26 protein-coding genes are annotated in these 25,242 nt (G+C 42.1%); 18 read left to right on the top strand and 8 right to left on the bottom strand.

The features are described from left to right. Positions 1-26 precede the first annotated feature (26 nt). On the bottom strand, positions 27-1,403 hold the full coding sequence (locus N482_RS00300) for an MATE family efflux transporter (RefSeq protein WP_081227593.1): 1,377 nt from the start codon (positions 1,401-1,403) through the stop codon (positions 27-29). A gap of 311 nt (positions 1,404-1,714) precedes the next feature. Here N482_RS00300 and adhP point away from each other — a divergent pair, with 311 nt between their 5' ends. The 5 genes from adhP to N482_RS00270 all read left to right on the top strand — a co-directional run bounded on the left by adhP (position 1,715) and on the right by N482_RS00270 (position 8,309). Then, positions 1,715-2,728 (top strand): alcohol dehydrogenase AdhP, encoded by a 1,014-nt coding sequence (gene adhP / locus N482_RS00290; protein WP_063375195.1) that lies wholly within the window; start codon positions 1,715-1,717, stop codon positions 2,726-2,728. Positions 2,729-2,988: 260 nt separating this feature from the next. Continuing rightward, complete coding sequence (locus N482_RS00285) at positions 2,989-3,768, top strand: TetR/AcrR family transcriptional regulator (RefSeq protein WP_063375194.1); 780 nt, start codon at positions 2,989-2,991, stop codon at positions 3,766-3,768. A 155-nt stretch (positions 3,769-3,923) separates the two neighbouring features. Then, on the top strand, positions 3,924-6,275 hold the full coding sequence (locus tag N482_RS00280) for an efflux RND transporter permease subunit (protein ID WP_063375193.1): 2,352 nt from the start codon (positions 3,924-3,926) through the stop codon (positions 6,273-6,275). Between the two features lie 70 nt (positions 6,276-6,345). Continuing rightward, entirely contained in the window at positions 6,346-7,140 is a 795-nt protein-coding gene (locus N482_RS00275) for an outer membrane lipoprotein-sorting protein (protein ID WP_063375192.1), read from the top strand. Between the two features lie 2 nt (positions 7,141-7,142). Beyond that, positions 7,143-8,309: a hypothetical protein gene (locus tag N482_RS00270; protein WP_063375191.1), complete on the top strand. Its 1,167-nt coding sequence runs from the start codon at positions 7,143-7,145 to the stop codon at positions 8,307-8,309. Between the two features lie 58 nt (positions 8,310-8,367). On the opposite strand, the gene N482_RS00265 is transcribed toward N482_RS00270, so the two are convergent. Both N482_RS00265 and N482_RS25835 read right to left on the bottom strand, forming a co-directional pair. Continuing rightward, positions 8,368-8,784 (bottom strand): ACT domain-containing protein, encoded by a 417-nt coding sequence (locus N482_RS00265; protein ID WP_063375220.1) that lies wholly within the window; start codon positions 8,782-8,784, stop codon positions 8,368-8,370. Positions 8,785-8,842: 58 nt separating this feature from the next. Beyond that, positions 8,843-8,977 (bottom strand): hypothetical protein, encoded by a 135-nt coding sequence (locus N482_RS25835; protein WP_269202093.1) that lies wholly within the window; start codon positions 8,975-8,977, stop codon positions 8,843-8,845. A gap of 251 nt (positions 8,978-9,228) precedes the next feature. On the opposite strand from N482_RS25835, the gene N482_RS00255 reads away from it, so the two are divergent. Further along, entirely contained in the window at positions 9,229-9,936 is a 708-nt protein-coding gene (locus N482_RS00255) for a hypothetical protein (protein ID WP_063375189.1), read from the top strand. Here N482_RS00255 and N482_RS00250 read toward each other — a convergent pair. The 5 genes from N482_RS00250 to N482_RS00230 all read right to left on the bottom strand — a co-directional run bounded on the left by N482_RS00250 (position 9,917) and on the right by N482_RS00230 (position 13,735). Beyond that, complete coding sequence (locus N482_RS00250) at positions 9,917-10,546, bottom strand: GNAT family N-acetyltransferase (protein ID WP_063375188.1); 630 nt, start codon at positions 10,544-10,546, stop codon at positions 9,917-9,919. The two genes, N482_RS00255 and N482_RS00250, sit on opposite strands and share 20 nt — an antisense overlap. Continuing rightward, complete coding sequence (locus tag N482_RS00245) at positions 10,536-11,255, bottom strand: SIR2 family NAD-dependent protein deacylase (RefSeq protein WP_063375187.1); 720 nt, start codon at positions 11,253-11,255, stop codon at positions 10,536-10,538. Before N482_RS00245 ends, N482_RS00250 begins: the two co-directional genes overlap by 11 nt. 110 nt (positions 11,256-11,365) lie before the next feature. Continuing rightward, complete coding sequence (locus tag N482_RS00240) at positions 11,366-11,821, bottom strand: hypothetical protein (RefSeq protein WP_063375186.1); 456 nt, start codon at positions 11,819-11,821, stop codon at positions 11,366-11,368. Positions 11,822-12,091: 270 nt separating this feature from the next. Further along, positions 12,092-12,592, bottom strand: a complete 501-nt coding sequence (locus tag N482_RS00235) for a winged helix-turn-helix domain-containing protein (RefSeq protein ID WP_063375185.1) — start codon at positions 12,590-12,592, stop codon at positions 12,092-12,094. A 255-nt stretch (positions 12,593-12,847) separates the two neighbouring features. Next, positions 12,848-13,735: a DMT family transporter gene (locus N482_RS00230; protein WP_063375184.1), complete on the bottom strand. Its 888-nt coding sequence runs from the start codon at positions 13,733-13,735 to the stop codon at positions 12,848-12,850. A 336-nt stretch (positions 13,736-14,071) separates the two neighbouring features. Between N482_RS00230 and N482_RS00225 the strand changes: the two genes are divergently transcribed. From N482_RS00225 to N482_RS00180, 12 genes are all read left to right on the top strand, one after another. Further along, complete coding sequence (locus N482_RS00225; RefSeq protein WP_063375183.1) at positions 14,072-14,434, top strand: hypothetical protein; 363 nt, start codon at positions 14,072-14,074, stop codon at positions 14,432-14,434. A 130-nt stretch (positions 14,435-14,564) separates the two neighbouring features. Then, positions 14,565-15,968, top strand: coding sequence for a hypothetical protein (locus tag N482_RS00220; protein ID WP_063375182.1), 1,404 nt, complete (start codon positions 14,565-14,567; stop codon positions 15,966-15,968). 144 nt (positions 15,969-16,112) lie between these two features. Further along, positions 16,113-17,096, top strand: a complete 984-nt coding sequence (locus tag N482_RS00215) for a polysaccharide deacetylase family protein (protein WP_063375181.1) — start codon at positions 16,113-16,115, stop codon at positions 17,094-17,096. Beyond that, on the top strand, positions 17,080-18,525 hold the full coding sequence (locus N482_RS00210; RefSeq protein WP_063375180.1) for a glycosyltransferase family 4 protein: 1,446 nt from the start codon (positions 17,080-17,082) through the stop codon (positions 18,523-18,525). Before N482_RS00215 ends, N482_RS00210 begins: the two co-directional genes overlap by 17 nt. Before the next feature lie 10 nt (positions 18,526-18,535). Beyond that, a complete protein-coding gene (locus tag N482_RS00205) occupies positions 18,536-19,360 on the top strand; it encodes a glycosyltransferase (RefSeq protein ID WP_196763613.1) in 825 nt (274 codons plus the stop codon). Between the two features lie 33 nt (positions 19,361-19,393). Further along, positions 19,394-19,558, top strand: a complete 165-nt coding sequence (locus tag N482_RS24630) for a hypothetical protein (protein ID WP_155730427.1) — start codon at positions 19,394-19,396, stop codon at positions 19,556-19,558. 196 nt (positions 19,559-19,754) lie between these two features. Beyond that, positions 19,755-19,916, top strand: a complete 162-nt coding sequence (locus tag N482_RS24625; protein ID WP_155730426.1) for a hypothetical protein — start codon at positions 19,755-19,757, stop codon at positions 19,914-19,916. Between the two features lie 62 nt (positions 19,917-19,978). Then, complete coding sequence (locus tag N482_RS00200) at positions 19,979-21,598, top strand: hypothetical protein (protein ID WP_155730425.1); 1,620 nt, start codon at positions 19,979-19,981, stop codon at positions 21,596-21,598. Positions 21,599-21,610: 12 nt separating this feature from the next. Beyond that, complete coding sequence (locus N482_RS00195; RefSeq protein WP_063375177.1) at positions 21,611-22,930, top strand: UDP-N-acetylglucosamine 2-epimerase; 1,320 nt, start codon at positions 21,611-21,613, stop codon at positions 22,928-22,930. A 2-nt stretch (positions 22,931-22,932) separates the two neighbouring features. Next, a complete protein-coding gene (locus N482_RS00190; RefSeq protein WP_063375176.1) occupies positions 22,933-24,015 on the top strand; it encodes a hypothetical protein in 1,083 nt (360 codons plus the stop codon). Further along, positions 24,006-24,704 (top strand): sugar phosphate nucleotidyltransferase, encoded by a 699-nt coding sequence (locus N482_RS00185; RefSeq protein WP_063375175.1) that lies wholly within the window; start codon positions 24,006-24,008, stop codon positions 24,702-24,704. Before N482_RS00190 ends, N482_RS00185 begins: the two co-directional genes overlap by 10 nt. 80 nt (positions 24,705-24,784) lie before the next feature. After that, positions 24,785-25,231 (top strand): hypothetical protein, encoded by a 447-nt coding sequence (locus N482_RS00180; RefSeq protein WP_196765281.1) that lies wholly within the window; start codon positions 24,785-24,787, stop codon positions 25,229-25,231. Positions 25,232-25,242 lie beyond the last annotated feature (11 nt).

Genomic DNA, 25,242 nt, shown 5'->3' with positions numbered 1-25,242 from the left:
CTAATGGCGTACTTAGTCGCGCGCTTTTAGGATACTCGCGTTTGGACTATTTGTTCTTCTTTTGTAGTCTGGCTTAGCTTTTTTTTTAGTTCCCGCCTTAAAAAGTAAAAGCTCACCGATGCCTGAATACAATAGGTCGATACAGAAAGCACCCAGATTTTCTCAAGCGTAAAATTCGCTTGTTCAGAAACAATCATCAAAGATATAGAAAATAGACTTAGCCGAACTGCTGTACTTAACAGCGCTGGCCAAGCATTGCCAAGCGCTTGGAACATACCTGACGCGGCCAACACATATCCCGCAGGCACAAAATTAAAACACACATAGCTAAGAAAGACACTTGCTACACTAATTACGTCAGGCTCATTAGAAAAAGGTGCCAATAAAACTTCAGCATTCAATGCACAAACCACTGTGATTATCAGCATAAGACCGCAGGTTATCGCTGTGCTTTGATAGTAGGTTTGATATACACGCTCTGTGTTACCTGCTGCAAAGTTTTGACCAGCAATCGCTGGAGCTGCAAAAGCCACCGCAAGGACAGGCAGAAAAAGCGCTTGCATGATGCGTGCACCTAGCCCAAAGCCTGCTTGTGCTGATGCTGCAAAGTCGCTTAAAACCCAATAAATAATAGACATATAAATAAAAGTTAATAGAGACTCTCCACCAGAAGGCAAGCCCAAGCCAATTATTTTCTTGATGGTATTAAAATGTGGCTTGCACTCGCTAATAGAAAAGCGAAGATAAGACTCCCTCAACTTAAAATACACGCAGATCAATATGAACCCAAGACTTGCAGAGATAGAGCTGGCTAAACCGGCCCCAGCGACCCCCATCTCAACCCCAAACCCCCAACCTGTTATTAAAACGGGGGAAAGTATGGCATTGACTAACAATGCAAACATATTAATCAGCATTGGTTGTTTTACTACCCCAGCACCACGTAAGGAAGCCATCATCACCGTAACAGGGAATTGAATAAAGAGTGCAGGCATAAACCAATAAAAATAACTTAAACTAGCAGCAAATACATCTTCACTCGGCGCGATATTTTCGAAATACTTATCTCCACCTACCAGAGCCACACTCAGTAAAACCCCAATGCACATAGCGCAGATCAATAAACCTTGATTTAGTAAGAGGTTTGCCTCGAGCTTGTCTTTTCTCCCTATGGCGTGAGCCACCAATGTGCCAACACCAACATTAAGTACTTGCGTGATAGCCATGACGAAGAAGAATAGTACACCAGCACTACTCACGCCCGCTAACGCCGCATCACCCAGTTGACCAACAAAGTATAAATCAATGAGAAAATAAAGCGTCTGAACAAACATGCCAAATAGTATGGGGACGCTCATTGAGATGAGATGCCTGTATATTGGCCCTTGAGTAAGGTCTTTCATTTAATTTCCTTTTACTAACTGCGACTAAGTGATGCTCTTTTGCTATTTCCCCGATGGTAATTAAAGCGCTAAAGGTAAAGGGATAAACGGAAGATCATAAATTAATGATGGTACTCTTTCAGCTACTGTTAGACAATTGTGACTCCCTAAATAATTAAGCTGAGGAACTTCATACGTTTTACTTAAATTCTCAGCACCATAAAAAATAGCTTCAACATCTTCTTTATTGCGCCCGATCAATAGCACATTGTGTCAAACCTATACACTCTATTTTACACAATCACTCCTCTTTCTTAGGTTAAGGACAAAACATGAAAGCAGCCGTTGCACATGAATTCAAGGCGCCGCTGCGCATCGAGACGTTAGCGCAGCCTGAAGTAACACAGGGTACTGTTTTGGTAAAAATAGCCGCCTGTGGAGTATGTCATACCGATCTCCACGCCTGCCACGGAGATTGGCCAGTTAAGCCCAAACTACCATTGATACCGGGCCATGAAGGTGTAGGAACTATTGTCGCTAAGGCTGAAGATGTAAAACACTTATCAATCGGTGATAATGTAGGCATATCTTGGCTACACTCTGCATGTGGCCATTGTGAGCACTGCTTACAAGGCAATGAAAACTTATGCCCTTCTCAGCAAAATAGTGGCTATTCTGTGGATGGCGGGTATGCGGAATACTGTCTTGCAAACGCAGATTATGTCGTTAAAATCCCGGACAATTTAAACTTCGTTGAAGCTGCTCCCTTATTTTGTGCAGGTGTCACCACATATAAAGCGCTTAAAGTCAGTGAAGCAAAACCAGGCCAATGGGTTGCCATCGTCGGTGTCGGTGGGCTTGGTCATTTAGCAATTCAATACGCAAAAGCTATGGGGCTTAACGTTGTCGCGGTTGATAGCACAGAACAAAAGCTAGCCTTAGCAAAAGCGCTTGGGGCTGATCAGTGTATCGACTATCAAGTCCAAGACCCAGCCGAGCAAATTCAAGAAAAGTTAGGTGGCGTTCAAGCTGTGATCTGTACCGCAGCCTCAAAACCTGCGTTCTCAGGGGCTTATCATAGTGTAAAGCGTGGTGGTAAATGTGTTCTCGTTGGATTACCAAATGACGACCTGCCAATTCCTATTTTCGATACCGTGCTTAAAGGGATTAGTGTCATCGGTAGTATTGTCGGCACACGCCAAGATCTTATCGAATGCTTGGACTTTGCCGCAGCAGGAAAAGTAAAAGCCATTGTGCAAACTGAATCTCTCGACAATATCAATCATGTTTTTGAACAAATGCAAAACAACCAGATTCAAGGTCGAATTGTTTTGACCATAACGTAAATATCCCAACTTGTCAGGCTGTGAGAGCAGCCTTTTTATTTTTCCAACTCACTGCGCCTAAACCGCCACCTCTTTAACTTTCAATCGAAATCGGTTAAAAATTCTGCTTGACCAATTCTTAACTTTGCCTATAATGACGAAAAGTCAAAAAATGACTTAAGGTCAAAAAATAGAATTTTTCAAAGCACTGGCAAGTTTATGAGTGTTTAGCGCAATTGTGATATGCTAGCTATAGATTGTTACAGCGACTTAGTGAAGAAATGTTTAAATTTGGCAGTGAAATCAACAATGATGATGAAGTGATCCCTAAAAGAAGCAAAAAACAGATGGCCATTGTAGAGCGTCATCGTGAGTTGCTACTTATTGCAAAAGACATCATTTCAGTTGAAGGGTTTCATGGCTTTACGATGGACAAACTGGCGTCGACAAGCGGTTACTCAAAAGGCACCATCTATAATCACTTTGCCAGTAAAGAAGATGTGATAGTGACCATTAGCTGTGAAGCTTTAAAAACATTGGCTCAAATGTACAAAAAGGCCTACGGCTTTGAAGGCGGCAGCCGTGATAAAGTCGTTGCGCTGCATGTTGCTTATCGGATTTTTTCGCGATTGGAACCCGTTTTGTTTATGTGCGTACTCACTTCTAAAACACCTTGGGTGGTAGAGAAGAGCACATCTGAAAACATTGAGAAGCAAAATTTAGCAGAAGAAAAGCTAGTTGAAATAGCCGACAAATTTATACTAGACGCCATAGATGTTGAAGATTTAACACTGGCTGCCACAGCCAGTACTGATGCATTAATATTTGCTAACTGGGCGGTGGCATTTGGCTCAAATGCCCTACTAAACAACGCGACTAATAGTCAGTGCATACAGCGTATTGAAGACCCATATTCGGTGCTTTATAACGTGAATATTGTGCTTGATGGTATGAATTGGCAGCCATTATCTAGCCGCAGAGACTATAAAAAAGTCTGGCGGGAAGTCGAGCAAACGATTTTTGCAGATGAGTCGGCTTATTTGGCTCAAATAGGCCGCTAGAAATGAGTTAATTTGCCCGTTTTTTACGGGTTTTATTTGAAGCTTAAGTGACGAATCGTCACATTTTGTTTCTCAAACAGGTTTCACCGATTTTTCAGCAGTTACTGCTGATTTTTTTAACTACTATTGACGTTTCGTCATTTTATGGAGCTGTTATGGACGATCTCTGGCACAGGCGTATTCTCAATTACCCCAAAATTTGGATAGCAATATGTTTGGCCTTAATTGCTGGCGCAACATTAGGGGCTGGTAACCTCTACTTTCGAGGTGATTACCAAATATTTTTTGACGACACAAACACCCAACTTTATGAATTTCAAAAAATTGAGTCCATTTTTAATAAAAGCGATCTCATCTCAATTGTCATGGCGCCTAAGCAAAACGATATTTTTACCCCACAGACTTTAAATCTGGTCAGAGAGCTTACTGAGCGCGCTTGGCAGGTACCTTATTCAAGCCGAGTCGACTCTATTGCCAATTACCAACACACTTTTGCGGAGCAGGATGATTTAGTCGTACTAGATTTGATACCTCCTGAAATGACTTTTACCGAAAGCGATATCACGGCTATTAAACAAGTGGCACTCAGTGAACCTGCTCTGCGCCAATCATTACTCTCGCAATCAGGCAAAGTCGCTATCATCAATATTACTGTACAGCTGCCCGAAGCAGACAACACTGAAAGAATGGTCGAAGTAAAAGAGTATGTAAACCAGCTAATTTCAGAGTATCAATCCAAGTACCCTGATATGGAATTTCACCAAGCTGGCATCGTGGCAATGAACTACGCCTTTATGCTTTCCTCACAAGAAGACTTTGCCACTTTGGTACCTGCTATGTTGCTACTGGTAATGGTGTTTTTGGGTATTGCGCTACGCAGTATCGCCGCTGTTGCCTATACCCTAGTGGTCATTGTTGGTGCCGTATTAGCGACTTTAGGGCTTGCTGGGTGGCTCGGGTTTTTCTTAAGCACACCGACAGTAAACGTACCTACAATGATATTGACGATTGCTGTTGCAGACTGCGTACATATCTTGGCAAGCGTGCGCCATCACATGCGTCAGGGCCTTACAAAACAACAAGCGATTGCTAAAAGCCTTGAGCAAAACTGGATGCCAATCACCATTACTTCAGTGACTACTGCCTTGGGTTTTATTTTAATGAACAGCTTAGATGTCCCTGTGATCCGCGATCTAGGTAACTTATCTGCTCTGGGCGTTATTTTAGCCGGCTTACTCTCCCTCACTTTACTCCCAGCTATGCTCAGTGCACTCCCCTTCAGAGTTACTCAAATGCCAGCTTCTCAAAGCAATGACCGCTATGACAGCTTCGCGTTGTGGGTTATTCGTAATAATAAAATACTTGGCTTCAGTGCATTAATTGTGGTGGTAGGCAGTGCTTTTAGTATCACCAAAAACCAAGTGAATGATGAAGCAGTCAAATACTTTTCTACACAAAATGAATTCCGCCAAGCGGCTGACTTTATGGCTGAAAATATAAGTGGTATGAGCTCCCTCAGCATTGCCATTAATAGTGGTAGCGATCAAGGGATCAGTAGTCCAGAATTTGTAACCATGCTTGGCAAAGCCACTGACTGGTTGCGTGTTCAACCGGAGATACACCATGTACAGAGCCTCGCGGATACACTGAAACGACTCAATAAAAACATGCACAGTGATGACAATCAGTATTACACCTTGCCTCAAGATCAAGCACTTACCGCGCAGTATTTATTGCTCTACGAGATGTCATTGCCTTATGGTCTAGACCTTAATAATCAACTTAATTTAGATAAATCTTCACTGAAGCTGCAACTTACCATCGACAATTTAGGAAGCAAGGAGATGGTCGAACTTGAGAACAGATTAAGAACTTGGTTTGCGCAAAATGCACCAGAGTACAGCGTCATGATCTCAAGTCCAACGTTAATGTTCGCCCATATTGGCGAACGTAATATGCAAAGTATGCTGCAATCCCTCCCGATGGCACTGCTGCTGATCTCGGTGTTATTGGTATTTTCACTGCGCTCCCTAAGGCTTGGTCTTATCAGCCTGATCCCGAATATGATCCCAGCAGTAATTGGATTCGGTATTTGGGGCTTATATAGTGGCGAAATTAATTTAGGTCTCTCAGTCGTGGTCACTTTGACACTCGGAATTGTTGTTGATGATACAGTGCACTTTTTGTCCAAATACCAAGCAGCAAGAAGGCTAGGCCAAAGTGCTGAGCAAGCTATTCGCTATGCTTTTGTCACAGTTGGCCGTGCACTTGTTGTCACCTCAGCAGTATTGGTCGCAGGGTTTTCTTTATTAGGAACATCTGACTTTAGACTTAACTCAGATATGGGACAGCTCAGTGCTCTGGTCATTTTTATTGCCTTAATTGTCGACTTTATCCTGCTCCCCTGCATTTTGCTGTGGCTCGATAAGTATAAATATGCACAAGTCCAAAGTAATGATGAAACGCATACAGGCCTCGCAATTAATAACCCACAAACAAATAGTTAATCAAATAATTGAACGAGCAAGGCGATATGTGCGCCAGCAACAGCGCCTTGCGTATATACAGGAGTTGATCATGAAAATAATATTTAAAACCGCATTAGCTGCGGGTCTTGTTGCAGTTAGTCTACTTAACTCAACAATTGTGCTAGCGGACCAAGACAAAGGCCTAGAGCTGGCAAAGTTACGCAAACAAGCAGATAGCGGCTGGCAAGACTCCCAAGCCTCGCTCACTATGGAGTTAAAAAATGCTGCGGGTGATACCAGCCTAAGAAAGTTGCGTATTAAGTCACTAGAAATTGATAATGACGGTGACAAAGGGCTCACTATTTTCGATACCCCACGGGATGTAAAAGGCACGGCATTTTTAAACCATTCACATGCAGTGGAACCAGATGACCAATGGCTTTATCTACCTGCATTAAAGCGGGTTAAGCGTATTGCATCACGTAATAAGTCAGGACCGTTTATGGGCAGTGAATTTGCCTATGAAGACCTCAGCTCGTTTGAGTTAGAAAAGTACACATTTCACTTTATAGAAGAAACCATGTTGGATAACCAACCGGTCTATTTACTAGAGCAAGTACCGGTAGATCGCTATTCAGGTTATACCAAACAGCGTGTTTGGTTAGCAAAGACACATTATCAACCCCTCAAAGTCGAGTACTACGACAGAAAGAACACTTTGCTGAAAACGCTAGAGTTACAAGATTACCAGCAGTATCTCGACAAGATTTGGCGTGCCAATAAATTGGTAATGAACAATGTCCAAACCCAAAAAGCAACGACTTTGACAACAACAGAGCTTGTTTTTAAAACAGGGCTAAGAGGCAATGACTTTAATAAAGCCAGCCTAAAACGCGCGAGGTAAAAATGAAACATACTGCGCTGTGTAGTGCTGCTGTTTTACTTGCTTTCAGCCATTGGGCCGACGCCGAACCTTGGCAGCAAAGCGGTGAAATACAAGTTCAACAAAGGGTATTTGGCCATAGTGTCGACCGTGCCAATGATGCTCCAGCACATTGGCAGGGCTCTGCCATGGTCGAACCTCACTGGCATCAAGTAAACGATACCAGTCTAACCTCAATAAAATTGTTTGCGCGCATAGACAGTCATGACAAAGAACGCACGCATTGGGACATACGAGAGTTATCTTATCTTACTTATTGGGATGATTATGAGTTTAAAATTGGTATTGATAAGGTATTTTGGGGTGTTACTGAATCACAACACTTGGTCGATGTAATAAACCAAACCGACTCGGTTGAAGGGTTTGATGGCGAAGATAAACTAGGGCAACCTATGGCCCAGTTTAAAGCTGTTAAGGACATAGGTACCTTTGATCTCTGGTTGCTGCCCTATTTTAGGGAGCGCACATTGCCAAGTAGCGAGGGACGCCTTGCTTTGCCCGCTCCCGTGTTGGATGCGAAATACGAGTCCAGTAGTGAACAACGGACACTAGATTTCGCCATGCGTTACAGCCATACCATAGAAGATTGGGACATTGGTTTAAGTTACTTTGACGGCACCAACCGTGATCCATATTTGCTATACAGCTCAGAGAGTATTACCCCCTTTTACGCACAAATGTGGCAGTTAGGCGCAGATATTCAGGGTGTACTTGGCGATTGGTTGATAAAGTTTGAGGCTATTCACAGAGATAGCCTTGAAACACATTTTGCGATGACGACTGGATTCGAGTATACCCAAGTGGGGATATTCGATACCGTTATGGATCTCGGGTGGATTGCCGAATACAGTTTTGACGAACGAGATAACGCACCTAATCAAAATGACCTTTTTGTTGGATGGCGGATAGCATTGAATGACATGGATGGCTATGAGGTACTTTTTGGTGTCAATCAAGATTTAGACTCCCACCGCGCTTTTTCGGCAAAACTTGAAGCATCAGGGCGGCTTAGCGATAGCTGGAAGTGGCAACTTGATGCCTGGGCTTTTGCCAGTGACCAACCAAGTTCTCCTCTTTATATTTTAAAAGATGAGGATTTTATTGAAGTCAGTTTGACTTACTACTTTTAAATTATTGTACCAACCCATAATACGATTCAGGGGGATACCCCCTGAATTTAGACCCAATTTACCCTTGGTTTTGATACCGCTTAGCAAGCGTTTGTAAACATGTGAGTGCTTTTTCACCGTCACGGCTCGGCACGAATATATGGTCGTGATAATAGCCCGCAACCACATTGGCGCTGATGTTTTCATCACCCAATGCATTAGAAAAAGCAGCTGTTAGACCTACTGCTTCTAAGCTTGAGTGCACATTTAGGGTCAAACAGCGGTATTCCCCTTCATATATTAGCCCCAAGTCTTTAGCATGACTCAGTTGCGCAATGATTGTTACTCCCTCTCGCTCGCGAAAAAAACCTTTGATGACGCTCATGGGCAAACTGCTAAATTGTGACTCATCAACGACCGTAAAAACATAGGTTTCTGTGAGTAACTCTGGTTCCATACTTGCTATTAATACTGAAAGATTCGTTTCGCCCGTCATATTTGCTCCTCTTACATTACTTCTGCCACTTTGAAGCCAGATATTTTTAACATACACATTACTTTTCATCTTGCTTTTGTTTTTTACGCTGGGTTTGCTTCGCCTTTTCTAAATTTTTAAACTGAGGAGGCGGGATCGGAAATAATGCAATAAGCGGCATAAAAGCCATGAAGAAAAAAGCACTTTTCGGCATTTTTTTCGCCCATAAAACTGTCTTATACAATAGAAAAGCCAATATCACGATTATCAATACTGTTATTGCGACCACTTGCCAACTCATATTGAGCCTCTGTTCAATAAGCTGCTTATACCTTTCATAATTGGGGGGTTATTAGTCGACTTTCAAGGCAGTGGCCACAAATACACCTGTATTTACATTTTTTATCGCTAACTCAAATGATTGATATACAATGAAGCTGATTAAAAGAAAAAGAGGGCTGTACGATGGCATCAACACAACAAACTAGTGACTCACTGGACCAGGCAGTTGCGGATTTGATTTTAGCTATCAAGAGCAAAGATATAGCAAAAATATGCAACGCTTATCAAAAGCATGATGATTCAGCCCGAGCCGCACAGCTTAAATTTTGCTTTGAAACTGCAAACTCACAGCCTAATAATTACGAACACTATCAGAATATTGCTGCGCAGTGCATCGTGGCACACGGGTTGCCCTCAGGTGTCATTGCTGGTTTAAACAACAGTGATAGAGTAACCTTTTTTATGCCCGCTTTGCAGGCCTGTGAGGCATTTTCTCAGACAAACCATCAAGGCAATACTTTTTTACACGCCCTATTTGCTAATGCAGAGCATGCGCTTCCACCTTTTAATTATATTCGCTCCCTATTATTGTTCGAAAGCAATGAAGCGTTAGTCCAAGCGCTGAGAAGTCGCAATCAACACAACTTAACACCTATTGAGTGTTATTTTATCTACAACCTGCGTACAACTGCTATGCCCGAGCACGAGCTCACAGCTTTATTTGCGCTGATAGAAGCAGAAAGGGCAGATGATTCCCAACCAGATATCCGAAACATCAAGCACGTTAAGTCGGTTTTGCAAAAGCTTTCATTTGATAAAAACAATCAGCAGCTCTTGGTTATTGCAAGTTATTATCAAACGCCTGTCGAGTCTATTTATCATCTCCATTAGATTGCACGAGCAAGCTAAGCTCATCTAGAGTCACTTGGTATAAACAGTGTGCCTGCAACGGGTGGCCTGTTGGCAAATTGGGATGTAAAAAATCTCTTTCACAGTTTTTCATGCCTAAACGAGTCATCAATTTTTGAGAAGGTGTATTAGGCAATGCAGTAAAGGCATAAACTTCTGATAGATTTAAAACTTCAAATGCAAATTGTAGAGAAGCTAACGCGGCCTCATATGCATAACCTTGACCCCAATATTCTCGCGCTAACCTCCACCCAACTTCCATAAAAGGCTGTTCAGGGTTAACCTGTGTTTGCCAATGTAGACCTACAAAACCAATAAACTCCTCGGATGCCGTGCCACCTGACTCGGTCATGCCCTCACCGTCTAGCATCAGCGCCCAAAAGCCATAACCATTCTCGACAATCAACTCTGCAATTTTATCAACCAGCGCATCGCTTTGTTGCCTAGATAACAGGGATGGAAAGTAACGCATAACCTCGGCATTAGCATTCATAGTCGCAAACGCAGCTTTGTCAGACTCTTGCCACTGGCGCAATCTAAGGCGCTTTGTTTTTAACTCAATAAGTTCTTTAAGTACCGGTTTAGCCAACATTCGTAATGTACTCCTTTGCGGTCATCGGAAAATATTGAACATTGTCGTGCATAATGTGCGCCGGAGATGGGTCAACCACTTCTACAGGTATACCTTTATGCCTCGCGACATCCAACGCCATTTGTGTAATATTGACGCTAAATGAAGTGCCCATGAATACCATTTTAGATGCATCCCACATCCGCTTCTGAGCTCTATCGATGCCGTATAACTCAGTGTAAAACTCATCAAATAACAATACATAAGGTTTGAGAGAAATATTTAATTGCGGGCCCCTGCTAGAAATCTTGAACAGATCAAGTAATGAAGCAGTTAAATTATTCTCATCAACTAGCTCCCAAGGGGCATCAATGATTGAAACCAAATCACCTTGTTCATGAAAAATAGTCATCTTATCTATTCGGCCATGAATCGAAATATATTCTTTGTTACCCGCCTTGCCGTCTAAGCCATCTATATTCTGTGTAATTAAGTTTTTATCTGCTAACCAATGATGCACAGAGTTAGGCCCATGGTGCCGATAAGTTACAAACCGTTGGTAATACCACGCGAGGAATTGGGCAGGATTCTCCATATACATGGCTCGAGTAGCCATTTGCTGCGGTGTATAGTTTCTGCTGCCAACCGTCCAAAAACCATCTTCACCACGAAAGGTCGGGATACCGCTTTCAGCGCTCACCCCTGCGCCAGTGATATATAAAGTTGTCATGCGACTTTCCTACGAGTTGAAAGCGCTATTAAACCATAAGGTGAAGCATTAAGAGTAGTGGCTGGTAGTTTTTGAGCGGTAATTCATCAGTGTATTGTAAAAACTCACTATTAAGCTGGAGCTTCCTTCGTCCACTTAGCTTTATTTCTTATACAAAAGCTCTGAATACGTCCACCTGTCGATTTGTCTCTGCGACATGCGTACTGCACGGCTTCAAATGCGCTTTTTCCAAAGTCCATTGCTGCGATTGCCCAGTTAGCGCCCGAACCAATAGCCCAATTAACCTCCAATGGTTCAATAAAACGCCTTCCATGCCTTATCTCTCCATAAAAGATTTGGTCCGCTTTATCGATAAAGAAAAAGGTACAATCAATAGCTTCGAAACAATTCTTTCGCCAATTACTAAGCAGGTGATAAATCTCGGCACAGTTACCAGACGCAAACACATATCCATTGTAAACGGGTTGGCATTTTTGCGCATGATGGGTAACGATGGTTCTTGCTGTGGTAGTCAAACTATCAACACAAATAGTCTGTGTCGGGTGGTGATATGCTATCGTAGTCAAATAATACTCCTTATTTGTCAAATTGCACTTAAGCTAACCTAACAATATCGCTAACAACAGGACAAAAATGCCCTAATTTAGGAAATTATTACCTACTTTTGGATAGCGAAACCGAACTAAAGTCCCTTCTTTAGTAGTACTTAAAGCCATGAAAAAATAATATCACAAAGTACAGCTGTGTCACGGCTAAAATTTTGACAAATAATTCAATAATTGATTTACGCTTATGGCATGCTTTAACGTAAACTTTTATTACACTTTGTAAGAGCATTAACTAAGTGCTAAATAACCTGCTATAGCAGCAGCTGCGATTAAAATTGGCGCAACAATTGGCCAAGGTAAACTTGATGATTTGTTCGCGAGTACTGAATCAGCTTGATGCTCAGTATCACGGGCAACTTCGACTTGCTCATTAACTGGAGTGGATTCAGTTTTTTCTATTGATTCAGATGAATTAGATGTGAGGCTTTGATCACTCACAGCCGCTAGCGGCAACTGCCATTGATACCCTTTTTTTGAAAATGTCTTAATTGCATCATCACCAAAGAGTGCCCGCAAATGGCCAATATTTTGAAATACAACCTGTTCAGTTACAGTTCTGCCCGGCCAAACTTCTTCTAATATTTCACTTTTACTGTGTATCTTTTCTGGTTGAGTTACTAGTAACGCAAGTATTTGAGCGGGCTTCTCTTTCAAAGAAATCTTGCGGCCATCTTTTGAGAGTGTCAATTCTTTACAGTCAAATTGAAAATCTTGGAATGCTAATCTCATTGTCCCTAAGCTTATAATTATAATTTTCACCAATGTAACTATTTTTACCACAAACTATGATGTTAATTAAACCTGTTATTTCTTTATATAGTGAATAAATTTGATTTGTGCTTGTGAAATAGCCACCTGAGCGCCGCTACGATTTTGTAACAAATTGCTTTTTTCTTCATTTTGTCATTAAGCCGTATACGACGCTTACAACTAAGTTAACGCTCAAAAAGTGAGCATGTAACATAAGAAGCAAATAAATGAACATTACTCACTTTTATCTTGCTTACGAAAGAGTCCGGCAAATTGATACATAGCTAGGCTGAAAATAATGGTAATAGAACCAATAAACAGTAAAGTAGTGATCAGCTCTCCATTGACCAATGCGCCCAATGTCATTGCAAAACCCGGTGTGATCAAGGTTGTCAGCGCAACGGTACTCGCTTTCATATGCTGTAGTATGTGAAAGTAGGCTAAAAAGCCCAGTAATGAGCCAAACACGCCCAAATATAACGTTGACCAAATCGACTTCATACTCCATACCTCCACCGCCAAAGGCGCGCCAGCTAACAGCCACATAATTACAAATCCAGGGGTGGCAATTAACAAAGAACCAAATGTTGTTGCCATTGGGTGTATTGCGATTTTTACGCGCTTAATGAGTACCCCGCTGAGGCTAAAATTAAATACCGCGCACAACACGTAAATCAGGCCGATGGGATCTAAATTCAATTGCTGCAACTGGGCATAACATACCATCAACATCCCAAGCATAGCTAAGCCCAAAGCACACTTTTTAACGGGCGTAAACTTTTCTTCTCCGAGTAGTTTTTGAGCAAGTAACCCAGAAAGTATTGGCGCCAAGCCAAACACTAGGGAAATAACCCCCGAAGGAACTGATTGTGACGCTAAATAAGCGAATAGCATGCCTACTAAAATACCACCGCCAGAGTACGTGTAAAGCAGCCATGCTTTTTTACTCCATTGCATTCTGATTCTAGTGCAGGCCATAACAAGTGCAGCCAGTACTAGTGCAAGCGCCATACGCAATAACACACTGGTAGTCGGTGCCATAGTGCTACTGCTCCAAACGATAGCCAGCGGCGTCGTTGACCAAATTAAAACCACAAATGCATAAGACAATTGCACGGGCATTGGTTTACATCCTTAAAGTACGGAACGATAAACGAGGAAAGAGAAGGAAAATATAGGCTAACCGCATCTATCGTCGCGGTTAGTAAAAGAGACTTAACCGCTACACACTAACCCACATGACTAGAAGCCATGATCTATTGAGCATTGTATTGGTTAGTCGGTTCATTGTTATTACTTTTTATCCTAATAAGTAGAACGTCTACTATGTACTCGCAAGCTGTTAGAGTCAACACCATTGACAAAGAAAATCTGATAACACTTCAGAGTATTTCAGATAGACATCGTAAATCACCTCTCATACCATCGCGAGCGATACATTAAAGCAGTAAGGTATTTATGATCATTGCATATATTTTGTCCGCCACATTAGTTAAGACGTCCCTCCTTGGATTGGGTATTGTAAGTATTATGCTCAGTATATTGGCGTTGCTTATCATGAGTATCAATAAATTACATTTATCAACAATAGCGCGACGAAAATTCAAACGGATTTTTAAAGTGGCGCTCGTCGGACACCTGTTCGCTTATTTAGGCTTGCTTGTGAAGGCGTTGTTGATTGATGGCGCAGAAGATATTCCAGCATTTATCGTCAGCCATTTGGTTTTACATCACGTGCTTTGCGCGTTAGTGGCTGGCACAGTAACTTATTTAACCTTGCGCTTGTATACACAAACCAGTAAAGAAAACAACGCTGCTTAGTGACTCAGCAACGTTCATAACCTATACACGGTTTTAAGCATGGAGCTAGAAATTAATGTAATTTTGTTCCTAAAGGTTTTACTGTTTCGGTCGAAAAACAATCTGTACATCGATAACTAAGGATAAGGTTATGATTGATAAGCTCACCAAACATTTAAATATTGCTCAATCGCAATCTGCATATAATCATAAACTCAGTAACATCAACGCCAAAAAAGCCACCACAGTTGTTGCGCCTCAACAGGCTCCACCGACAAATAGCGACTACACAGTGAGATTGTCATCTCCTGAAGAAAATGCTCTGAAAGAAGCCGAACTTGAAGCAACACTGGCTCGCCCTATCGTACTTGGTTTCGGCCGAAACTACACTCAACCGCAAGTTACGTTAACAGGGCTGGGAACTGACGAGTTTGAAAAAACTTATCGCTTTGGAGAGCTAACGGACAAAGCTGAAGTAGAAGATTTTCTAGCGCAAGTAGACAGGCTACCACCAGAACAACGGCACAAATTTCAGTACTTAAAGCCCACTAGAGAGCTACTCGAGCTCACGAAAAAACTCAGTGATGAAGACTTGGCTAAATTCGCAGATGTCATTGTTGCCACTGCAACATTTGACCCTAAAACTGGTAGATTCAACAATATCAGTGAAGACTTAATTCAGCAGTTTAACACCATGTCTGAAGAGGTACTCAATAGCTCGATAAACACAATGTCACATTTGCTCGAACAAGGACAAGCGTATGACTTTTCATCGTACCCTTCTCCTGTAGGGATCTTGGATGATGAGGGAAGAGAGGATGCGCTGCTCACTAGATATGACGAAGGGCATAGCATACTAGCTCAAAGTTTTGGTATGCAAAAAACGGCCAATGTCCATCGTTACGCAACATTATTACTCGACAATAAACTATCCGATGGGCAATTACTTGAGTTAAATGCGCATCTGGATGAAGGAGATTACCAAACCAATATCGGTATTGTCGACATGGCAAAAACCATAAAGCCGTATCAGCAAGATAGCTTTTTTGCCATGCTCAATGAAGCAGATAAATCAAACAAACAAAATATTTTTGCATTAGTCAGTAAGCAGCTCGACTGGCGTGAACACAAGCACTATCTGCAATCTGACGCAGGGGAATACGCAGTTAATTATGACTCACTAACTTCAGATAGAGAAAGGCAAACCCTATACTCGAGTATGCTTAAAGCATACGACGAGGTAGGCCTTAGTTGGATGAATGAAGTCATTGATCTCACCCATGACGCCCCTGCGAAAAGTCAGAGTGCAATTTGGCAAGCTCTCATGGTCGACCTTGAAGACACCCCGGACGAGTTTATTCATTCAGACTCAATTGAGAAGTGGGTTAACACTAACCTAGACGCATTCGTGCATGGTTTTGTCGAGCAACAAATTAAAGACATACGCAATTTCAATCAAGAGTTAGAATCACCCTATAACCTACCTGGGTTAAGTTATGTCCATCTAGAGAAACAGAAAGATGAAGATCTACAAAACCAGACGTCGATAAATTAATTTAAATCTCACTCTAATGAACTTGGTATTGCACTCACTCCCCACTAAATTATAAAAATTAACATGAAAACATAAAAACACACATTGATAAAATAACTGTAACATGCTTATATTTCATTTATTCAAGGAAAGTGAAATGTACTCATGTTAATTATGAAACTGGTTAATATATTAGTCGTCGCCTGTGCGTATTTTACAAATACTCACGCGATTGCAAGCACATCCCATCAAAAAAAAGTGTCAATTACTTTTGATGATGTGCCTATTCATGGAGAGTTTACTTTATCAGAACAATCTCTCAGGAAAATTAATCATCAGCTACTTGATACCCTTGAAAAACATAATATAAAAGCGACAGGGTTTGTTAATGAAGGGCATTTAAAGAACAACCCTAAACTATTAAGAACCTTGTTGTCTGACTGGAAAATGCGCGGGCACCAGCTTGGCAATCACACCTTCTCTCATATTTCCTATCATCAGAGTGAACTAAAGATTTATCTAGAAGATATCAAAAAAGGCGCTGTTATAACGCAGGAAGTGCTCGGTCAAAAAAAACAGAAGTATTTTCGCCCTCCTTATTTACACGCAGGAGAGACTAATGAGTCTCAGCACTTGTTGCACAATGGCCTAAAAATGCTAAATCTAGAACTTGTGCCTGTCACAATGGAAAATGCCGATTATATTTATGATGCGCCTTATACTAAAAAGCTTACAAGTAAAGAAATAAACGCGGCAAAAAACTATAAGGAACAATACTTAGCATTTACCGAGCAACGCTTAGACTTTTATGAAAGTGCAAGCTTAAACATGTTCGAGACAAATATTCCTCATATACTCATGCTCCATGTAAATCAGCTAAATGCAGATAGCCTTGATGACATATTAACTTCCTTAAAGTCTCGAGGTTATCAATTTCAAACAATTGATAAAACCTTAAAACATCCTATTTATACCCAACCAACTCAGGCATTTAAATTCGGTATACACTGGTTATTCCGATGGGATAAGTCCAGAGATAATAAAGTGAGATGGGCAACAGAGCCGGAACCTTCCTCTGATGCATTTACAGCCCACAATCGAGCAATAACAATACTAAAAAAGGAAACTAGCCATGTCCCAGTCGATTAAAAATATCAAAATTGGCGTTTCAGGAATGGGAGAACAATTCTGGGTTAGCGTTGGTAAAACAAAACACTTTTATCTTTCGGCACTTATTCAAGCTGGAGCCCAGCTCATTAACCTAGATCAAGAAAACGTACTAGATGAGCAGCTTGACTTATTACTCAATTTTTCGGGAATTCGATTGTGGCAAGACGATTATAAAGATGGGCCACCTCGCATAATGGCTCTGCATGGCGGTGCCACATTAGATACTCACTTTTTACAAGAGTATTTGCCTAAGCTAAGGGCATGTGACGGTATCATTGTTAACTGCCAATCCGATATCGACGTGATTAAGGCTATTTGTCCAAAACTTCAACCTGACATTATATTTCTTCCATTACCTGTATCTGAAGTATTTTGGCAAGTCCCTGAAAAATCACTTGCTAAAACGCAATTAGACATCTCACCATCTACTTGGGTATTAGGGCATGTAGCTAGACTACTACCCCAAAAGAACTTACATCGATTCTTACAATATATAAAAGATTTAAAAGCCGCATTTCCAGAACAACCGATAAAAGCCATTGTCATTGGTAATTACTGGGTCGATTATCCCGTCTTGCCTTACATGACAGATCAATACCCTGACTATATTCAATCCTTACTGAAACTCTATAAACTTGAAAATATTGTCACTTTTTCAGCTGGTAATCTGTCAGAGCAAATGCTTGCCACCAGCATTGCAGCCATGGATGTGTTGATACACCCAACAAACTCATTAGATGAGAATTATGGATATATCGCAATTGAAGCCATGGCCGCGGGTACTCCCGTATTAGGCTGTCGCTATGGCGGCTTAAAAGACACTGTTATTGATAATAAAACAGGTAAGCTCATGTCCACTTGGGTCACTCAAGGCGGCATCCGCTTCAATTACCAAAGCGGGCTAGCGTGGTTATCTGAAGTGCTCAATAGTAATACACAGCGCTGTGAATTAAGTAAGCAATGCAAAGATCATGCTTCTCAGTATTATCGCTATGGCCACTTTGTATCGCGATTAGAATCAGGTTTACTACGCTGTATCGATTTACATAAACAAGGCATAACTACGCGTATCGCGCATCATGTGCCCATTAACAATGACAGCCAATGCCTATTACCAAACGTGCCTCTGGGTTTTGAAAACTATAGCGGCGTGGCACACTATTATGTATCTCATACTCTCAGCCAACGTATCCCTCTGTCCTCAAAAGTAATCGCGGTTGATCACATTCATCAAGGGCTGTGGACCATAGTTAACGACCCATGCTGGCCTGCCGAGAAAAAGCTCTCTGACAAACAGCTGCAAATACTAGGTGAACTAACCGCCCCTATCGAGTTATCACGCTTCGATCACACTGCCCAAAATATTATTTGGCAGCTCTTGGATGATGGCTTTGTGGTATTTGCCTAAGGATTATCTAGTGATAAGTGTAATTATACCTTGGAAAGACCGCCATGAACTTGGCCAAACATTGGAACAAAACTTACCAGCATTGGAACAAATCCCGAAGCTTGAAATACTCATCGTAAATATGGGTGGCGATCAACAGCACTTGCAAGAATTGCTCAATGCTGTCGACTGTAAAGGCATCACAGTCAGGGTCGTGCACATATTCACTCAGTTTTTTAACAAATCTTTCGCGCTAAATTGGGGTATATATCACGCTAGAGCAGAAACCATATTTGTCCTAGATGCTGACGTAATATTGTCCGAGACAACACTCTCGGAACTCTACTCGCTCGTCTCTGAAACCAGTTTTGCAAACTTGCATTCAGTGTCAGAATCAAAGCCTCAATCAGTGACCCAATTTCAACAGCTATGCCAAACTCGCACGGTACTCACATTACCGATTGGTCAGGGTAAGCATACCGAAATTTTAGTTAACCAATCTACTTTGAATAACGACCAACGCACCGCTCCTGGCCTTGTAATGGTGAAAAAGCAGCATATATTGGACGTTGCGGGCTTTGATTCAAAAATGACTTATTGGGGTTGGGAGGACCTAGATTTAATTGTTCGTCTTAAAGCAAAGCTTATGTTAGAGCAGTCCTTGGCAGGATGTGCCACACACTTAACCCATGATGACACCACTCGAAACTTGGGTGAATTCAGTAAAGCGCAAAGCGATCATCAGAACTTTTCATATTGCTTAGACAAATATGCGAATGCCCACTTTTCAGGTAGCTTCTTACAAGATACCTGCAACCAGTTTGAACAGTATGTCTCTGTTCATCAACACAGTTAGCTCTGCTAACTATTTTTAATTTAAGGAAAAATAATGAAAAATCTAGAAGAAATGAAACCTTTATCACTTGAAGAAATGGAATCAATTGTGGGTGGCGGCCCAAATAAGTTCGACAAAGATGACTTATCAAATGAGCCGATTTTAATCCGCGGTTGTTGTAACCAAGGCTGCTGTGAAGAGCCACCTCAAATCTTCTAAATCCTGCATCAACAGGATTTGAAGGTGAAAAGCTGGGGTAAGCCCGCTTTTCGCTCTTAAAGAGCCCGAACTCGTAGCAAGTTTTGATGCAATCAATACTCGTTTGCCTTAGTACGAGCTATGACCCTCCGTCGTCTTACATAGATCGGTTGTGGCGGCTCTTTTCAATTACTTTGATTTTAATAAGGAAAATACTATGAAAGACAATCAAGAAATGACGCCTCTAACACTTGAAGATTTGGATGCCATCACAGGTGGCACTGCAACTAAAGTAAACCAACAGGATTTGGCAAATGAGCCTGTACTAATCCGTGGTTGCTGCACGCAAGGTTGCTGCGAACAAGAGCTTAGAAAATAAGTACTGCCCTAGGAGGTGCTTTGCACCTCCTTCTAATAACAACAAAAATGGGTCGAATTATCATGTCACAAACCACGCCATGGTCACCACTGCAGCTCAGCGACGAGTGCTGGCAAATAATTAATCAAACTAAAAAGAGCATTCATACGCCACAAACGATCGATACAGAGCTTGCCGACCAAGTGATTAATCTTGCAGATCTACTGATTGCTGAAAACTTGGATAGCATTGTCGAACGGGATGGGTTACCTCATCTTTGCCATGTCATAAATGGCTGGGGTAATCTGACCTACCAAGGTAAACCCTTAACAGATCTAGTTGCAGGCTTTGTGCACTTTAAAAAAGACAAACAGCCTTATATCTATCAATGTGACCCTGAGGGTGATTTTCATCCATGGCAAACTTTCGCCTACTCAGCGATGGCTGGTGTACCTGCAAATATAGAAATAGCTAAAACCGGTATAACGTTTGCGGATTTGCTAAACGGCTCAACTAATATTATGACAAGTAAAGGGGTCGAGCTTGGTCATATGCTGTTTGCGCTCGCACATTATTATCCTTATATTGAAGCCAGAAGTTTTACCTTCTTTGCCCCAGATGGTACACCGCAAACATTTGATATTGAACAACTCATGGTACAAGCTGTACACGCCCATTATGTTGGTGACTACACAGTTTGCCGCAAGTTTCACCTCACCGAAGGGGTGCTTGCAATGGTCGCTAGAGTGCCAGAGTTGGACAAGTTTAGGCCCTACGCTGAGCTCTTTTTGAACAGTCAACTCGAGATATTGCATGTCCTTCTGAGTGTGCTGAGACTAACGGTCAAAGTGTTAGATAACCCTCAAGATGCACAAAGCAAACAACAACTCGAACAATTGCGTACTGACATGGTGATGTCTGACTTAATTGAAAACCAAGTTTATTATGCTGGGCATGTCATAGAAGTCATGGACTTTGCTATTTTGGATGGCTACGAAGTCTCAAACGCGGATTTCAACTGTGCAATTGAAATAGTCAACACATTAAATAAGATTTTGTGCAATTCCCTGCATCAAGTAGATTTTCAAGAAGCGTTCTTAGGCCTCGGACATTACCGTCGCGCTCAAACATTACTCAACCAACTCATACTATCTGACCAACCTGATTTGACCGCTTACATGGTTAACCTTGACCAGTCAAAGCCACATGCGTCACGCATAGATACTAATTGGGATGTGATTGCCAATGGTATATTTTCCGCCCACAAAGTGGTCAAAGAAAGACCTGAGCAGTTTTTAAAGATCATTGAAAAATATAACGCACAGGCCGATGAGCAATGGCAAACTCGTGGCTCTTTTATGCATTTTAGGCGAATTGCACCGAGCCACTGGCCTAGAGCTTGCCACTATGAGTTCCTCACGCTTCCCGATGCAATTGGCGTAGAAATTCATCTCGAGCGAGATGAACTCGCTTTTATTAAACCTTACTTAGTCCAAACTGTCCCCACTTTGCGAAAGGCAATAGGTGAATACCAAACATTAGGCTGGGACGAAAAGTGGAATAAAAGTCGTGGTCGTTTATTTATTAGCTTTTCAGACCAAACCAATACGGATGTGATAGTCGCAGCCATGCTAAAGCTGATAGCGCTGACCCGCCAAGATATTGAATCCCTGCTCGCAGAGCACAGTATGATAGCGGCCTAAAATGGAGTAACCATGGCAATCAACATACAGCATGACAAGGTAGAAGCCGTTTTTACAGAAGCTGTGAGTAATAATCGGCCCGTATTTATGATAGTGATCGCAACCAAACCTTGCTATGTAAAACTGGCTTCTTTAATACATGCATGTGATACACAAAACATGTCCACTCTTGTTATTGAAAGTGGTCAACATTACGATGCCGTGCTGACTGAGGCTGGCGCTCTTTTTGATATTGCCGACAAAGTTGCTATCAATCTAAATGTTTCTGGCAGCATGCTATCAAAAGCCGCCGATATGGCTTTAGCCATTGAGCAACTTGCTCATTATTTTATAGACCTCGCACCAAGCACATGCGTGGTTCCCGTTGTATCAGGAGACACCCTAACGTCAAATTTACTACCGCAGTACTGGTATTTGGCAACCGGGATCCGAGCGGTGCATGTTGAAGCCGGACTGCGCAGTATGGGACCTAGTTCTTGGCAGCCCTTACGTGGTGAGGCGCTTTTATCGCAGCGTCAGTGTGAATGGGTGTGGTATCGCGATATGCCTTTTCCTGAAGGCATAGATACCGTTTTAACTTCTTGTGTATCAGACTTGTTATTGGCCCCATTAGAGCGTAATCGTCAAGCCTTATTAAGGGAAGGATACCTCTCAGAAAACATAGATATTGTCGGTTCACTTAGTGCCGATGCAGTCACTTTGCAGAGTCAACGTAAACCAAAGCAGACCATTTATGATTGCTACCCAGAGCTTGCCAATGGCAAGTGGATAAGAGTTGATATTCATCGCCGAGAAAACTTAACCAAACCCATATTAACCGCGCTTATAAACGCCTTAACCCAACTTGCAACTGAGCAAATACAAATCGTGTTTGTAAAATACAATGCCTTTATCAACGCCGTAGAAAGCTACCAACTGCAGACACTGGTATCTAAAGCTTGTGAAGCAGGTGTTGTTTTTCATGAATTATGGCCCAGTTATCAACATCTCTTGGAGTTTGTGACAGGAGAGCATTGTCGCTTTGTATATAGTGATAGCGGAGGTTTACAAGAAGAGTTAAACACTCTTGGCGTCCCCATGCTTACCTGTCGTGCTAACACCGATAGGCCCGAAACGATACTCGACAGTCAATCCAATCTACTTGTTCCCCCTCTGGACCAAGCATTTATTTATTCAGGCCTAAAACTCGCGATCGACAAGCCGCAAAAAGTGTGGCCGCGTCACGCAGGGCAAAAACTTTATGGCGAAAACGTCGGACAAACCATAGCCGCCAGTCTGTGTCGCTACCAAAGTAAGGTGAAGCGCCGCATTGATATTCTTGAAGGTTACTAAACATGACCGAGAATGACATAATTCAGTGCCGTGCCCCGTTAAGAATTGGTTTGGCCGGCGGAGGCACAGATATCCCTCCATACGTAGATATGTATGGGAGTGAAGTACTCAATTGCACGATTAATTTGTATGTACACGGTCAAATTTCCATAGGTGGAAATGAACTGCTGATCCGCAGCCATGACTCTAAGGTGCAGTTTAGCGCCAGAGACATAAGCCAACTCACTTTGCAAGGAGAGTTGGCCATACAGCAGGCGGTGTATCTGTACTTTGTTGAAAACCACCATCAAGGTAAGTTCTTCCCATGTTCAATAGAGACGTGGAGTGAAATCGGTTTTGGTAGTGGTCTCGGTGCATCATCCGCGCTCACCGTAGCTTTAATCAAAGGGTTTTGCGAGTTACTTAACGTCTCTAATAATCCCCAAATGCTGGCGCGCACAGCGTATGAAATTGAACGTACTAAATTACAGCTCAAAGGCGGTTTACAAGATCAGTTTGCGGCAGCATTCGGGGGGCTCAATCACTTTTCTTTTTTAAGTCAATATGATAACAAAGTAACCCCTCTGGAATTGAGCCAGTCAACACGCCATGCTCTAGAATCTCAAATTATCTTAATTGACAGTCAGATTTTGCGCAGTCCGGGCGAAGCCATTGAAGCGCAATCTTTACAGATCAAGCAATGCAATACGCAGAGACTAAGTTATTTACACCGTATCCGCACTTCGGTTATCCCCATGGCACAGGCTCTGATGAAAGGAAATACCATACATTTTTGGTCTTTATTTAATATGGCAAGTGAACTGAAGCATCAGCTTGGCGAAGCAGTACTCCCGCCCAATATAGGCCCCCTATTCGAATTCACCATGAAACAAGGTGCCTTAGCAGGAAAAATCTGTGGTGCCGGTGGCGGCGGTTTTATGCTCTTTGCACTACCCAAAGATGGTGTAAATCAGCTCAAAGAAAAAATAAAACAGGCTTTTCACACAAATATTATACAAGTAAAAATCGTTGAACATGGTGCGCAGGCGGTTACTGTTAAGCGCAATACCAAACACAAAACGCAGGAGCCGGGTATATGGATGTAATCGTGTTGGTGGGTGGCAAAGGTACACGGCTACGGTCTGTCGTCAACAACCTGCCTAAACCTTTGGCGCCGATTGGCAACCGTCCCTTTTTTGACCTTGTTTTACATAAGCTGCGCGATGCATTTGGCCATGATCTTCATTTGATTTTGGCCACGGGGCATATGCATGAGTGCTTTGAGCAATATGCATATGCCAATCAAGCGCATGCGAAGATCTCCTTGAGTTGTGAAACACAACCGCTTGGAACGGGTGGAGCGATCCGCCACGCGATGCAATTAAGTACTCAGGAACACATTTTGGTATTAAATGGAGACTGCTATTTTGATATTGACTACAGGGATTTTGCGCAGCAAGTTACGAACAAAAGTGCGGTATGCCTTGCTGCCGCTCATGTGCCAGATATCAGTCGTTTTGGCGCCTTAACTATTGGCCCAAACACTGGCCTTGTTACTGAGTTTCTTGAAAAAGGAAAACAAGGTGCGGGCTACATTAATGCGGGTGTATATCTAATCAGCAAAACTGAGTTTTTGGCTAGCACACCCAACATCCCATTCTCTTTTGAGCAGTATTTGTCTGAGTACGCTGTAACTAAGGCACTATATAGCCAGTGTTATAAAGCTGAATTTATAGATATTGGTACACCAGACGATTATAAAAAAGCGCAATCAATGCTCAAACATCTCACATAAAAAGCCTGTCCTTTCACATTGTTTGCGCATTTTGTATACACACTATTAGATGTAATAAATAATATGAGTGTGTAGTGATCATGATAGGTGCAGTGTCTAGCAATCAAAACATGTCTTTTGGCCGTACAGAGAATCAGCTTAGTACGGAACAAACCGACACAATTAAAGCAACTCTCGAACAATTTGCCCCTCAAAACCTCAGTGAAGAGGATGCTAAGTCAATCGTCGAAACTTTCAAAGAAGCGGGTATAAAACCGGGTAAAGCCCTAGCGGAACAAATGTCTGAACTGGGTTTCGATGCCAAAGCAGTAGGAGAACTAGCGGGTGTAGAGCCGCCGCCAAAACCACCTAAGGGAGGTGAATCGTCCACAATTGACTTGCAGCAGGTCGTTGAATTTTTGTCAAAATCGCTTGAGGAACTGGATACTAGCAACCTTGATGAAGAACAAAAACAAGCTCTATTTGGAGAACTAAAAAGCGAGTTTGGTCTTAAAGAAGACAGCAACTTCGTCAAAATAAGTGTTTGAAAGTTGTGCTA

Source organism: Pseudoalteromonas luteoviolacea NCIMB 1942 (assembly GCF_001625595.1).
Classification (GTDB): Bacteria; Pseudomonadota; Gammaproteobacteria; order Enterobacterales; family Alteromonadaceae; genus Pseudoalteromonas; species Pseudoalteromonas luteoviolacea_A.
Note: the sequence above shows the minus strand (reverse complement) of the source record. Positions and strands in the feature narration are given on the sequence as shown.

Excerpts from the sequence above, each read along its gene's own strand:
- N482_RS00300 (WP_081227593.1), bottom strand. The coding sequence starts at position 1,403 with ATGAAAGACCTTACTCAAGGGCCAATATACAGGCATCTCATCTCAATG.
- adhP (WP_063375195.1), top strand. The coding sequence starts at position 1,715 with ATGAAAGCAGCCGTTGCACATGAATTCAAGGCGCCGCTGCGCATCGAG.
- N482_RS00285 (WP_063375194.1), top strand. The coding sequence starts at position 2,989 with ATGTTTAAATTTGGCAGTGAAATCAACAATGATGATGAAGTGATCCCT.
- N482_RS00280 (WP_063375193.1), top strand. The coding sequence starts at position 3,924 with ATGGACGATCTCTGGCACAGGCGTATTCTCAATTACCCCAAAATTTGG.
- N482_RS00275 (WP_063375192.1), top strand. The coding sequence starts at position 6,346 with ATGAAAATAATATTTAAAACCGCATTAGCTGCGGGTCTTGTTGCAGTT.
- N482_RS00270 (WP_063375191.1), top strand. The coding sequence starts at position 7,143 with ATGAAACATACTGCGCTGTGTAGTGCTGCTGTTTTACTTGCTTTCAGC.
- N482_RS00265 (WP_063375220.1), bottom strand. The coding sequence starts at position 8,784 with ATGACGGGCGAAACGAATCTTTCAGTATTAATAGCAAGTATGGAACCA.
- N482_RS25835 (WP_269202093.1), bottom strand. The coding sequence starts at position 8,977 with ATGCCGAAAAGTGCTTTTTTCTTCATGGCTTTTATGCCGCTTATTGCA.
- N482_RS00255 (WP_063375189.1), top strand. The coding sequence starts at position 9,229 with ATGGCATCAACACAACAAACTAGTGACTCACTGGACCAGGCAGTTGCG.
- N482_RS00250 (WP_063375188.1), bottom strand. The coding sequence starts at position 10,546 with ATGTTGGCTAAACCGGTACTTAAAGAACTTATTGAGTTAAAAACAAAG.
- N482_RS00245 (WP_063375187.1), bottom strand. The coding sequence starts at position 11,255 with ATGACAACTTTATATATCACTGGCGCAGGGGTGAGCGCTGAAAGCGGT.
- N482_RS00235 (WP_063375185.1), bottom strand. The coding sequence starts at position 12,592 with ATGAGATTAGCATTCCAAGATTTTCAATTTGACTGTAAAGAATTGACA.
- N482_RS00230 (WP_063375184.1), bottom strand. The coding sequence starts at position 13,735 with ATGCCCGTGCAATTGTCTTATGCATTTGTGGTTTTAATTTGGTCAACG.
- N482_RS00225 (WP_063375183.1), top strand. The coding sequence starts at position 14,072 with ATGATCATTGCATATATTTTGTCCGCCACATTAGTTAAGACGTCCCTC.
- N482_RS00220 (WP_063375182.1), top strand. The coding sequence starts at position 14,565 with ATGATTGATAAGCTCACCAAACATTTAAATATTGCTCAATCGCAATCT.
- N482_RS00215 (WP_063375181.1), top strand. The coding sequence starts at position 16,113 with ATGTTAATTATGAAACTGGTTAATATATTAGTCGTCGCCTGTGCGTAT.
- N482_RS00210 (WP_063375180.1), top strand. The coding sequence starts at position 17,080 with ATGTCCCAGTCGATTAAAAATATCAAAATTGGCGTTTCAGGAATGGGA.
- N482_RS24630 (WP_155730427.1), top strand. The coding sequence starts at position 19,394 with ATGAAAAATCTAGAAGAAATGAAACCTTTATCACTTGAAGAAATGGAA.
- N482_RS24625 (WP_155730426.1), top strand. The coding sequence starts at position 19,755 with ATGAAAGACAATCAAGAAATGACGCCTCTAACACTTGAAGATTTGGAT.
- N482_RS00200 (WP_155730425.1), top strand. The coding sequence starts at position 19,979 with ATGTCACAAACCACGCCATGGTCACCACTGCAGCTCAGCGACGAGTGC.
- N482_RS00195 (WP_063375177.1), top strand. The coding sequence starts at position 21,611 with ATGGCAATCAACATACAGCATGACAAGGTAGAAGCCGTTTTTACAGAA.
- N482_RS00190 (WP_063375176.1), top strand. The coding sequence starts at position 22,933 with ATGACCGAGAATGACATAATTCAGTGCCGTGCCCCGTTAAGAATTGGT.
- N482_RS00185 (WP_063375175.1), top strand. The coding sequence starts at position 24,006 with ATGGATGTAATCGTGTTGGTGGGTGGCAAAGGTACACGGCTACGGTCT.
- N482_RS00180 (WP_196765281.1), top strand. The coding sequence starts at position 24,785 with ATGATAGGTGCAGTGTCTAGCAATCAAAACATGTCTTTTGGCCGTACA.